Raw genomic sequence first — 11,538 nt, 5'->3', positions numbered from 1 at the left:
CCCCTAGCCCCACAAGCCCCTATCAGCCCTGAGAGCGCGCCCACTCTAAGCAACCCCCATAAAACCCCACAAAAATAAAGGATAACCATGCTAGATACCATTTACCAGCACACCAAAGAGCAAATGCAAAAGAGTTTGCAAGCCCTATCTAAGGATTTCACCACCTTGCGCAGTGGCAAGGTTTCCATCAATCTTTTAGATCATGTCCGCATCGATTATTACAACACCCCCACCCCACTTAGCCAAGTGGCTTCTGTGATTGCCAACGATGCAACCACCATCACGATCACTCCATGGGAAAAGGGTTTGCTTAAAGAGATCGAGAGGGCTTTACAAGAGGCTAATTTAGGCGTGAATCCTAATAATGACGGGCAAAATGTCAAACTCTTTTTCCCACCCATGACCAGCGAGCAACGCAAGGAGATCGCCAAAGATGCACGGGCGATGGGCGAGAAAGCAAAAGTAGCGGTGCGCAATATCCGCCAAGATGCCAATAACCAAATTAAGAAGCTCGAGAAAGACAAAGCCATTAGTGCCGATGAGAATAAAAAAGCCCTAGCGGCGATTCAACAATTCACCGATGACTTCATCAAAAAGATTGAAAACGTGCTCAAAAGCAAAGAGGAAGAGATTTTAAAGGTCTGACATGGCTTTAGATGTCCGGCAACTCTACCTAGATTGTGGCGCGCTCTTGGAGGGGCATTTTTTGCTCAGTAGCGGCAACCATTCTGGATTTTATCTGCAATCAGCCAAGGTGCTTGAAAACCCCCAACACGCCCAAATGCTCGCAGAGGCTCTAGCCCAGAAAATCCAAGAGGCTCAAGTTCTAGTGGACTGTGTTTGCGCACCGGCCTTGGGCGGGATTTTAGCTGGCTATGAGCTCGCGCGGGCTTTGGGCGTGCGTTTTATTTTTAGCGAACGGGTCAATTCCCAAATGGTCTTGAGGCGTGGATTTGCGCTCTGCCCCCAAGAAAAGGTTTTGATCTGTGAGGACATCATCACCACCGGGGGTTCTGCTTTGGAAGCCAGCCAATGCGTGCAAGAAATGGGCGGTGTGGTGGTTGGGTTTGCTAGCCTAGCCAACCGGGGTATTTGCCCGCTAAGTGCCACCCACAATCCAGCTTGTAAGCTCCCTGCTAACTTGCCCTTTTTTACTTTAGAAAACTTTGATTTTGAGATGCATGCGCCTGAAAATTGCCCGCTATGTGCTTTTAGCGCGCCCATTAAGCCCGGCAGTCGGGGCAATTAGCCTTTGGAGTTTAAAAAAACCCTCGCTTGTCTGCATATCGGGGCAAGGCTTAAGGCTTTTCTCACCGACCTTTTTTTGATCTACACCCCCATTTTATATTTCACCACTTATGTGATCTTAGGCTCGGCACAAGCCTTTAGAGAGAATCAGCTAGCCATTTTGAGCTGTGTGTGTGTCTATGGCGTGATTAATGCGCTTTTTATCAGTAAGAGTGGGCAAACTCCGGGCTTGCGCTATACGGGCTTGATGGTGCTCGATCAACAAGGACAGCCCATGGGCTTGGGGCGTGCGTGCGTGCGCTTTGTGCTCTGGCTTGTGGTCGCCAGCACGCTCATAGGCTTTTTCACCCCCTTTTTTAGCAAAGACAAACGCTTCTTGCATGATGTGCTGTGCCAAACACAGGTTAAGAGAGTGCTGGAGTCTTAATAGGTGTGGGTACTTCGGAGTTAAATAGCTCCTTGCCCGCAAGTTCTTCCAAAAATGTTGTTGCATAAGCCCCTTTGGGTAGAAAAAAGCGCAACTCGCCTTGGGCTTTTTGGGTGTTGTAGTTAAAAGAAACATCTGTCGGGAAAACCAAGGCGTAACGACGATCACCTTGAATATCAATCAAGTTACTATAGGGCTCCTCAAAAGAGCCAGCAACATCTTTAGCCAACAGCACCTTATGTCCGGGCAATAATCCCGTGGGGGCTAGTCTATGCGTGAATAGCCGTTCGACATCATGCCCTAAATCCTGATCGTAATGGTAAAAGCACCGCCTAAAGGAGGGGTAATGGCACAGCACATCGCCACTTAAAAGTTTGAAATAATGTTGCTGGGTTTTGAGGCCTTGGACTTGTTTCACATCAAGCCCTATGAACTCTTGAGTAATTTCTTTGGGGCTAAGAACCTGTACAAGGGAATTTAAGCGCATGCGCGCACTCAACCACTGGTTAAACAAGCAACTTTGTTGGGTGGAAAGCAAAACCCGATCGATTCTCTGACCACTAGCGTAGCTCTGTCTAAAACCATCTTCCAAGCTCTCAGAGCATTGTACTCCAAAGTAGTTGGGGAAGCCATAGGCTTGTAAAAAAAGCAATACCTGACTGATTCTTTGGGCATTGATCGGATCGAGTTTTTTAAGGCGCACTAAAAAATGATTGCCTTTGAGATGCCCTAGATTCAGTTTATGGGGGTGTGTGGTGCTCCTTAGAATTGTGATTCCCTGTTCGGCAAGTATGGGGGTATGCCTGTCTAATAAAGTTTCATAGCTCTTGGGCATAGACACATATTGCAACGCCATCGTGTGTTTGTCCTTGAGTCCAGCGTAACCAAAAATCGATACATCACAACCCAGTATTTGTGATAAGAGCGAAAGCATCTCCCAAGTGCTCTTGTTCTTTTTACGCACCTGCACGATGAGGTGATCCCCATGCCCATAGAAAGCATACAGGGGTTCTTCTTGCACCACGAAGTCCTTGGGGCATTTGTGGAAAGAAAATGTGATGGGGGCATGGCCACTGGCAAAAAATCTAGGCGCGTTCATAAGGGCAACCACAGCTCAAAATTGCAAGCTAGTCCCGCATTTTGCGGGCGGGTTAAAAACTGGAATAAGCGGTAAAATTGTTTAGTGGATTTAGGCTGTTGGTTGAGTTGGTGATTAATATTTTGGATAGGGACTCCTTAAATTGAAAATGGGAGCCATGGTAACATGGGATAGGCTTATACCCACTAAAACCTAGAGGGCCATGCAAGTCCTAAAAGACTTGTGTTACATATTTACTTGTTTTGTTCTCTCTTGGTACTATGGATTCAAAGGGTTTGCCCACCAATTGTCAGACACGGGGGCTGGGAAGATCAAGCCAACACGACTTTACGCTGGTAAAACAGAGTGGGCAAGACTTATCATAGAAACTTTTATTCTTGTTGTAACTTTTTAGCCAAGTCCATCACGTCTTGGATTTGGGCGTTACTCAGTTTGCCCTCATGTACAAAACGCACTTTGCCCGTTTTGTCTAACACAACAATAAGGCTCTCTTGCTTTTTTAAACCCCAAGCCTTCTGCACCACCCCGTCATTATCCATCACCACTTGGCTATTAGGGTGTTCCCTTTTAGCCTTCTTAGTTTCCCCACGCACAAAAAGACCCGTACCCATTATGGCATCATCGACATTGATGATATTGGTTGTTTGGTATTTACTCTCATCAAAATGTGCAGCAACAATGCGATCCATTAGGGGTTGGTTCTCTGCTTTGACCTTTTTGCGCCCGGCGATATGTTGGACAATCCGCACTTTACCCGCTAGACTTTTGCTATCCCACACCTTGTATTGTATCGAATCCCCATTCAAAACAAGCTCACCCCTATCCCGCACTACCACATCTGCCAAGGGTCGATTGAGGGCAATATTGCTCCCATGCGCCATGCTCAATGCCAACAACAAACTCCCAAATATCTTTTTCACAAAAACCACCTTAAATCAGAATGGGGCCATTATACTATGCATTTCTAAACCTATAAAGATAGCTGGTTTCATAATGGTTATGATGACCCAAGCTTTTGCATTAAAATCTTCATTGCTAACACCCAGTCATCCACACAAGATGCTTAATGATTAGTCTAAGGGACAATCCAGTGGCTCCACAAACACCTCTCCATTCTCCAAAGTCTCTCCATTGATCACACACTTCAAACCATTGTAATCCTCTAAATCAAAGCGCAGGGGCATTAGTAGTTCATGGAGTTTTTGATCTAATCCACTCATGCCAACTCCCTCTTTTAAAGCGTTTTTGACTAAAAAGCGTTTAGCTTCTGGGCTAAACTCTAGGGCACTCCCTGCTTTAAAAAATTCCTCTTGGAAGGGTTTTAAACGCCGATCTAAGAGCTCTGTGAGCATGTCAATATCCACCGGCTCAAAGATCACGCGCACGCAGAAACGGCGCAAAAATTCGCGCTTCATGCCACATTCTATTAAATTTTCATTAGTGATTTTGGGGAGTTTTTGGTGTGATTGGTTATTTTTCCATAACTTTTCAAAATGCCCCAAGACAATAAAGAGCATGTGATCGGTTTTTAAAGAGATGGTTTGTTTATTGCTCCCATTTCCATATTCAAAGGACACTATCCCCTTTTCAATGACCTTTAAGAGTTCATTTTGCACCCCCTGTCGCCATTCTTTGTCAGACCAGCCACCTTGCCCGAGTTTATCAATCTCATCTAAAACCAACACCCCTTGCTCAGCTTTTTCTATGTTTTTATCGGCATTGTTATAGAGCATGGCAAACATTTGATTAGTCTCTTCGCCTCTGTAACCAGTAGGGGTAAGAGAGGCGGCATTGACAAGACAATAGGGAATGTCTAAATACTGAGTGGCCATTTCAATTAAAAAAGTCTTACCACTGCCTGAAGGTCCAATACAAATAGCATTTGCCTTTTCTAAGCCGGATTGTCCTTGAATGCGTTTGTAGTGATCGCTAAAAACCAAACTCATTTGTTTTTTAGCATTCTCTTGACCAATCACAAATTGATCCAAATAAGATTTGATAGCTTTGGGAGAGTATTTGTCTTGGGGTTTGGGCGTGGGGAGTGTTTTGGGGGGTGGGGGTTCTTGGGTGGGAGTTGCGATCTTTGGCTCTTGTGGTTTTATGAGGTTTTTTTGGAAAAATTGCGTCTGCATCGCAAGGAATATTTGAAAAAAGGCGGGTTTATCATCAAAAAATAGGGCTTCTAGTTCTATATGCATATTCTCAGCCCACCATGTAGCAAACGCCTTCTCTAGCGTGGCTTGCTCGTCGATCAAGCGTTGTTCTATCTCTATAATCTTTTGGATCAATCCCTTTTTATCCTCCATAGGCACATTTGCACTCTCCAAATGAGCCGCGCACCATTCTAAAAAATTCTCTTCAAAATTAGTTTTCTCTTTAAGGAATTGGCGTTGCAAGTCAAGGATTTTTTGGACAAAGGCGGGCTTGTCATCAAAAAATAATGCTTCCATGTGCACATCAATATTTTCAATACACAACTGACTAAATACCCCTTCTAATGCTTTAGGCACTAGGGTAAATAACCGGGGTGTGGTGGGCGTGGGTTCTTTTGACTCTTTGTGGCAGTTTTTAAAGTCTAAAAGTAGGCGTAAAATTTCTTGGCTATGTGGGCTGTGGTTTAAAAACACATGGGGTTTAAAAGCGGGGTTGGGCACGATCGCCATGCTATCGCTATGCTCTACAATGCTTAAGGGTAGATTTAAATGGCTGGCAAGGGTGGTGGTAATGTTTTGTGTGCTGGCATATTTTTGGCTAGAGGCACTTGTAAATTCTAGGGCTTGGGCGGGGTTTAGGCGTGCCAAGAGGGCATGCTCGACTTCTTGCATAGCAATTGAGCCCTCAAAAATCTCTAATAAGCGTTGCAAAACCCAAATATTTAGGGCGTATTCAAAATAGTAACACTCTTGCCCTTGATATTTGAAGCGGTGTTTGTTTAAAAAACTTTTGGCTTTGGGGTAGTCTAAATGGAAGTTTTCAAAATCATTGGGGGTTAATATCCCGTATGTTTCTTGTAAGCGGAGTTTGGCGATTTGTTTGCGGGTTTTGCGCTTGAGTGTAGGGTTATTCTTGGGGCGTGCCAAGCTATCCACCACCCCAGCTAACGCCCCTCGCTCAACCTTTAAGCTCTCTTTTAAGTTGAAAGCTAAAATGGAGCGATCGAAACTGGGCAGAGCACTTGGGGGGGTGTAGGTGGTTTGGAAAATATAATTATCGCCTTGGCGGTATTTTTCTAGGGCGAGTTCGGTCTCTTTGGTAAGAAAGGGGAGATCGCTTGTTGCGATTATGGCGTGTGTGGGGGTTTGCTTGAGGGCTTTTTCTAAGGAGCCTACAAAATCTGGCTCCCATTCTTTGAGAATTTCCTCATACAAACGCGCGCCAAAATGTTCCATATCTACATCCACATATTGCATAGTGTCATGGGCGGCACTCAAATGAGAGACATGGTTAGGGTCGTGGGTAGCAAAGGGCTTAAACAACTCCACTAAAAAGGCAATCACTTCTTGGGCGTTTTGAAAATTGATGCGCCGTTGCTTTGCTTGTCTTTGGGCATAAATGCCCGCAAAGAAGTAATGGGCTTCTTGTCTTTGATAAATTTGTTCCTCTGTAATATACTCCCAAGCGATATGCATGCCTTGGGCTTGTTGTTCATGATTTAAGCTCACCCAACCAAAGTTTTTATAGGCCTGATCGGCAATCCAACACAAGCAACCCGCTTTTTGTTTGAGCAAATAAATTTTAAGCGCATGAAAGCCCATGTCTTTTCGGACATGCGGATAAACCGGGATAATATCGCGGTGCATTTGGAGTAATTGGCTGGCATTCTCCTCACTTAACACTCTCCCAAAGAAAAACAAGAGGCGTAAAATATCTTGATGGTGTGCGCTTTCGTTTAAAAAGGTGGCGGGCTTAAAATGAGGATTTTTGGCAATCACGACTTGATCGTCTTGTTGTAAAACGGCGAGTGGCAATGCCAAATGCTCAATCAAGCTCCATATAGCCACCCCCTGTTTTTCCTCAAGATTTTCATAAAAGGCTTGCTCAAATTCACAAGCCTGCACAGGATTTAAACGCGCTAGAAGCTGATCTTTAACCTCTCTGTTCTCTAGAGAATTGTTAAAAATCTCTAGTAAGCGTTGGTATGCCCAAACCCATAAAGCCTGTTCCATGTAGTAATGTTTTTGATCATTGAGCGTAAAACGCCGGAGGGCAAAATATTCGCTCTCTTCAGGGATGGCAATTTTATCCTTGAAACTGGGGAAGTTTTGTGCAATATAGACTTGAGCGACTGCCTTGATTGCCTCAGGGTCTTCTGGGTCGTGGAGTTTGAAGTGTTCTATGTATTCCGGTGTGATCAAGCCATGGTGTTGGGCAAAGCAAAGTTTAGCAAGTTGTTTGCGCACCTTGCGTTTAAACTTGGGTTTTCTTTGAGGGGGCACTAGATTTTGCATACACTCCTCTAAATGTTCTTGCAACAACTTGAGGGATTTAGATAAACTTGTGAGTAAAATCTCAGGATCAAACTTGGGCAAATTAGGCGGGGGTGTGTAAGTGGTTTGGAAGATATAGGTATCGCCCCAGCGGTATTTTTCTAGCACGGGGGCGAGAGTTTTGGGGCAAAAAGGGAGAGAGGAGAGGGGGATTTTAACCTGCGTGGGGGTTTTAAGGCAAATTTTATGTAGCGTATTTTCAAAAGAATAAGACCAAGATTGCAAGGTTTGTTCATACAGGAATCGAGCGCGATTTTTCTCCTTGTCTGCCTCTAAGTTTAAATTCACCATTGTTTGGTGTTGGGAAAATTTGGGATCAAAATGGGCATAGGGTTTATAGAGATTGAGCAAGAAATTGAGCACCTCTGCGCTGTCTTTAAAGATGATTACGCGTTGGACTTCTTGTCTTTGAGCACAAATACCCCTAAAGAAGTAATAGGCTCTATAAGGGTATTTTTGTAGCCATTCTAACTCCTCTGCCCCCTCCAAGACATAGCGATCTTGATCCGCTGTGATCCTCTCCCAGGCCAAGTGCGAGCCTCGTGCCTGGTGAAGAGGTGTTAAGGCAACCCAGCCAAAATTTTTATAGGCGTGATCAGCCATCCATGCCAAACAACCCGCGCGCTGGAGGATCAAATGCCTTTTGAGTCCGCAAACATCCATGTCTTTTTTGGATTTTCCCATGTGCTTTCCTTTATCGAGTTGGTTAGAATCGCCATCCTGCATGCCTTGCTGGCTAGTGTTGGTATCCTGTGGCTTTTGTTTTGTTGTGGTGGAGCCATCTTCCATAGGCCCAGCTTCCAAATCTTGGAGTGTTACCCTACCTGTTGGGGGTTTTGGCTTAGTTTTAGGTTTTCTAGCTTTAGCCCTATTGCGCATATCGATAACTTTGTTGATAACACCCGTACATACATCAAAAGTGATTGCCAACATAAATATAAGGATGATTACCCCCAATTCAATCCCAACCCAAATTAAAATGCCATAGCCAATATAGTGCATGCCATCCCTTGACAAATCTACCCTAGTAAATCGGCGTTCATGCAAATCGATTTTGAAAAGGCACTTACAAACTTGACCTCACCCAGAAAATGCCTAGCTAGAGAGTTTACCTAAGCGTTTAAGGATTTTTTTAGCCAGAAACTTACAAAGTTGTTTGCCTGAATACAAAAACATCGGGTCGTCATGGGCAGGATAGAGGCTGTGTTCGTGATAGATTTCTTGACAATCTAGTGCCTTTTGCAAAAAGCCTAAAATCTTTTCAAAGCTCAAATCTTGGTAAAATCGGGGCTGTCCCTCAATGCTATTGAGTGGGTGGGTGTGTAACATCTCCAAGTAGGCATTGGGGTGGGTGTCTAAATACACAATAAAATCGATTGCCTCATCAAAGTCTTTAAAATCATGCACATTCACAAAACTTTTGGGGTTAAAATCCTTGGCCACGGCGGGGTTACCCCAATAAATGGGGATGGTGTGGGCAAAATAGGCATCGATGATCTTTTCAGTCGTGTAGCCATAGCCCCTAGAATTCTCAAAACACAGATTAAATTTGTATTGGCTTAAAAACTCCCACTTATTGGCCACTGGGCCACCAATCGTGTTAAACACCCCCCCCCCCCCCCCAATCGGGCGGTAGGCGTTGAGCAATTGGTAAAAAGCATTGCGCACGGGGGCTTTGGGGTTAGAGGCAACAAAACTGGCAAAGGCGCGTTTAGTCGGATCGCTCTGATCGCTGGCTAAGGCGTGCAAATGCGGGTAGTTGTCGCTAAAAGAGGTATTGAGGGTAATAGTGCCATGGTGAGCGTTTTCAGAATACGGGTGATCAGGACTTTTGTCGGGTGAAAGAGCATAAAAGGCGCGCTGGATTGACTCGTCTATTTGAAAGGGGGAGTTAGGACCCATCGCTAGCTTAAAAAACATCCAAAGAGAAAGGTAGTAAAGAGGCACGCGCAAATAACGATCATGGAAACTGAGATCATCAAAACCCATGCCAAAATCATAGAGATTAAAATCAATCCGGGCATTCTCGCCCATGAACATCATCCGCAACTTAGCACATTCTATAAGATCTTTGTCGTGGAAAAGAAACCCCCTTAAGAAAAGATCGCAAGTATTTTTGTCAGTAAAACTAATGTCGTAGTGGGAGCTTAAGACATGGTAAAAACAACAGCTCTTAAAATCCTCCACACCATCACCGTACCATTTTAAGCCCAGCTTGAGGGGCTTTTTTTGGGGAGCTTGGGGGAGGTGCGTGGATTGGGCAAATACATCTAACAAGGGTTGGAACATACAAAGCCTTCTAAGTAGAGATAGCTCATTGTATCCAAAATACGCTTTGGACCTACCCCAAGAGTGCTGGACCTAGGGTTTAGTGGCAAGGGGGAACATTGATGGCAACAAATCCCCTTGTTTGGGGTTATTTTTGAGGATGCCGCACGGCTATGGTGTTTGCCTTGACATTAAAGGGCTCGTTTGTAGGCGGGTTGTGGCTGGGACATACGGGTGCAATCCACCATTCTTTCCCATGTTCTTCGGTTTTAATCATCACATGTGCCCCAATCTCGGCATCATTAGGACAATCCAAATAACAACATGGGATTTTCATGTATTTGCGGTAATAGTCAATCCAAGAATCATAGCCAAAGTCTTTTGCTTCAGAGTCTCCGCTCCCCTTGATATGTTTGGCGGTTTCCTCATCAATGATGATACTCTGTGGGGTGTTTTGGTTTGCCTTATCATCTTCCATTGACATTCCCATCAATTGAAACAATCCTTTTGCCATTTTTACTCCTTGAAGTCTATTGATATTTCCACCACCGCCAGCAGTCCATGCGTAGATTTTCTCCAACATCGTCAGGTTTGCTAATACGAACCTCATTTTGCTCGTTTCCTGTAAAACACTCCGCAGTGAAACCATGGCAATTATTTTCCAATAGGTTATAGTCCCTCTCTTCATTTTCATGTTCTTTAGCATACTCGGCTGCTTTTGGATCGCCAACCGCCATTTTGTCCTTACACGAAACAAAAATATGGTCTCCACCACTAAATCCGTATAGATCCGTTTTTTCTATCTTGCAAGGATTATCGTTGAATTTTCCCGTCAAATGCATGATTTTTCTCTTGCCTAGATAAATACCCGAATGTGCAGCATCGCCCAAGTCGCACCATACAATACTGCCCACAGCAGGTTCTCCATCGACCGGAGCATCATCCCATATATCACTTTTTCTGTGTATTGGATATTTGACCATAAAACTTTCATAAAATCTTCTACCTATTTCATGTAGTAGATATAGAGCTGTAGCATTTAGTGTAGCTTGTGGCGATCTTATTGCCGATTGTATTAGTCTAGCCTTAGCCTTAGCCTCGAGCAATTCCTTCTCCCTCGCTTCTTTTTCCCTCTTTTCTTTATCGCTTTTAGCTACAGTTGCAACAATTCCCGCTGGACTCACCATGGCTTTTAAAAATCCAAACATTTTAACCCCCTAATCCAACAACTTAACCGCTTCTTGGTAAAGCATAAAGTTCTTAACTACCCAATCCTTGAGCTGATCGACCTTTTGGGGTGATACGCCCATTTCTTTAGCATAAGAGTAGATCGTATCTCTCTCATTATCATGCCAACGGCTATCGGCTAGAGCCACAGAGGTGAGCTCTAGCAAGGCGGCGTGTTTGGCGTGGTTGGTGGTGAAAAGTTTGCCCAGAGTGTTTAAAGGCACTTCTTTTTCAGAAATGCCATATTCGCATTGCTTTTTGATCGTATCCAACGCGCCTAGTTGCAATTCGTGCAACACTCCATCGGCTTCAATGACTTTCCTAGCCAAATACAAGAACACTTGTTGTTGCTCAACGCTTAAATCTTGGATAAACATGTTTGCTCCTTGCCTATAAAATTAAAAATACAAAAAGCATTTTAGCGAGAGAGAGAGAGAGTCAAGGGGTGGAGGATGTGAGGCCTTGGAAATAGAACGATACGCCGCCATTATCCGCTTTTTGAACGGCCAAACGGGTGGAACAAGCGGACCGCAATGCGCGACCCCCCTTACGCCTTCCTCATAATGGGATACGGGCTTGGACCGAACTCCAAGTGGAGGTTATCAGCCCGGTAAGACTACTAGAATAAGACTTAAAAGACAATTTCTCTACTTTTGGGCAAAATTTAGAGTCACTGCCACCCCTAAGCCCCCCTTAAGCTTTACACCGATATAATGCGCTTTTGCCTAAGCAAATGTGATAGCTCGAAGGCTTTTTTCTAAAGCGTGTTTTTGGGGTTTTGC

10 protein-coding genes are annotated in these 11,538 nt (G+C 44.4%); 3 read left to right on the top strand and 7 right to left on the bottom strand.

Annotated elements, in window-relative coordinates:
• Positions 1-87: 87 nt before the first annotated feature.
• Genes frr through EAO36_RS07600 form a run of 3 tightly spaced genes read left to right on the top strand, consistent with a single transcriptional unit; the run spans position 88 to position 1,675 of the window.
• Positions 88-645 (top strand): ribosome recycling factor, encoded by a 558-nt coding sequence (gene frr, locus EAO36_RS07610; protein WP_162983115.1) that lies wholly within the window; start codon positions 88-90, stop codon positions 643-645.
• Position 646: 1 nt separating this feature from the next.
• On the top strand, positions 647-1,249 hold the full coding sequence (gene pyrE / locus EAO36_RS07605) for an orotate phosphoribosyltransferase (protein WP_120948769.1): 603 nt from the start codon (positions 647-649) through the stop codon (positions 1,247-1,249).
• A 3-nt stretch (positions 1,250-1,252) separates the two neighbouring features.
• Entirely contained in the window at positions 1,253-1,675 is a 423-nt protein-coding gene (locus EAO36_RS07600; protein ID WP_120948770.1) for an RDD family protein, read from the top strand.
• Here EAO36_RS07600 and EAO36_RS07595 read toward each other — a convergent pair.
• The 7 genes from EAO36_RS07595 to EAO36_RS07560 form a co-directional block, all read right to left on the bottom strand.
• Positions 1,653-2,774 (bottom strand): tRNA pseudouridine(13) synthase TruD, encoded by a 1,122-nt coding sequence (locus EAO36_RS07595; protein ID WP_120955946.1) that lies wholly within the window; start codon positions 2,772-2,774, stop codon positions 1,653-1,655. The two genes, EAO36_RS07600 and EAO36_RS07595, sit on opposite strands and share 23 nt — an antisense overlap.
• A gap of 371 nt (positions 2,775-3,145) precedes the next feature.
• Positions 3,146-3,694 carry a YtfJ family protein gene (locus EAO36_RS07590; protein WP_120948772.1) on the bottom strand — a complete coding sequence of 183 codons (549 nt, stop codon included), beginning with the start codon at positions 3,692-3,694 and terminating at the stop codon, positions 3,146-3,148.
• 150 nt (positions 3,695-3,844) lie between these two features.
• Positions 3,845-8,050, bottom strand: coding sequence for an AAA family ATPase (locus EAO36_RS08820; protein ID WP_235852417.1), 4,206 nt, complete (start codon positions 8,048-8,050; stop codon positions 3,845-3,847).
• Positions 8,051-8,356: 306 nt separating this feature from the next.
• Positions 8,357-9,550 (bottom strand): glycosyltransferase family 10 domain-containing protein, encoded by a 1,194-nt coding sequence (locus EAO36_RS07575; RefSeq protein WP_162983284.1) that lies wholly within the window; start codon positions 9,548-9,550, stop codon positions 8,357-8,359.
• A 127-nt stretch (positions 9,551-9,677) separates the two neighbouring features.
• Positions 9,678-10,043, bottom strand: a complete 366-nt coding sequence (locus EAO36_RS07570) for a hypothetical protein (protein ID WP_120948773.1) — start codon at positions 10,041-10,043, stop codon at positions 9,678-9,680.
• 16 nt (positions 10,044-10,059) lie between these two features.
• The gene (locus tag EAO36_RS07565; RefSeq protein WP_235852416.1) at positions 10,060-10,737 is read right to left on the bottom strand and encodes a lecithin retinol acyltransferase family protein; all 678 of its coding nucleotides are present in this window, start codon (positions 10,735-10,737) and stop codon (positions 10,060-10,062) included.
• A 9-nt stretch (positions 10,738-10,746) separates the two neighbouring features.
• Positions 10,747-11,133, bottom strand: a complete 387-nt coding sequence (locus EAO36_RS07560) for a molecular chaperone DnaJ (protein WP_120955945.1) — start codon at positions 11,131-11,133, stop codon at positions 10,747-10,749.
• Positions 11,134-11,538: the final 405 nt, after the last annotated feature.

The organism is Helicobacter mehlei, from assembly GCF_003660265.1.
GTDB lineage: Bacteria > Campylobacterota > Campylobacteria > Campylobacterales > Helicobacteraceae > Helicobacter > Helicobacter mehlei.
This window is presented reverse-complemented; position numbering and strand designations above follow the sequence as displayed.

What these genes read in the sequence shown, in the direction of transcription:
- frr (WP_162983115.1), top strand. Translation starts at nt 88, where the DNA reads ATGCTAGATACCATTTACCAGCACACCAAAGAGCAAATGCAAAAGAGT.
- pyrE (WP_120948769.1), top strand. Translation starts at nt 647, where the DNA reads ATGGCTTTAGATGTCCGGCAACTCTACCTAGATTGTGGCGCGCTCTTG.
- EAO36_RS07595 (WP_120955946.1), bottom strand. Translation starts at nt 2,774, where the DNA reads ATGAACGCGCCTAGATTTTTTGCCAGTGGCCATGCCCCCATCACATTT.
- EAO36_RS08820 (WP_235852417.1), bottom strand. Translation starts at nt 8,050, where the DNA reads ATGGAAGATGGCTCCACCACAACAAAACAAAAGCCACAGGATACCAAC.
- EAO36_RS07575 (WP_162983284.1), bottom strand. Translation starts at nt 9,550, where the DNA reads ATGTTCCAACCCTTGTTAGATGTATTTGCCCAATCCACGCACCTCCCC.
- EAO36_RS07570 (WP_120948773.1), bottom strand. Translation starts at nt 10,043, where the DNA reads ATGGCAAAAGGATTGTTTCAATTGATGGGAATGTCAATGGAAGATGAT.
- EAO36_RS07565 (WP_235852416.1), bottom strand. Translation starts at nt 10,737, where the DNA reads ATGTTTGGATTTTTAAAAGCCATGGTGAGTCCAGCGGGAATTGTTGCA.
- EAO36_RS07560 (WP_120955945.1), bottom strand. Translation starts at nt 11,133, where the DNA reads ATGTTTATCCAAGATTTAAGCGTTGAGCAACAACAAGTGTTCTTGTAT.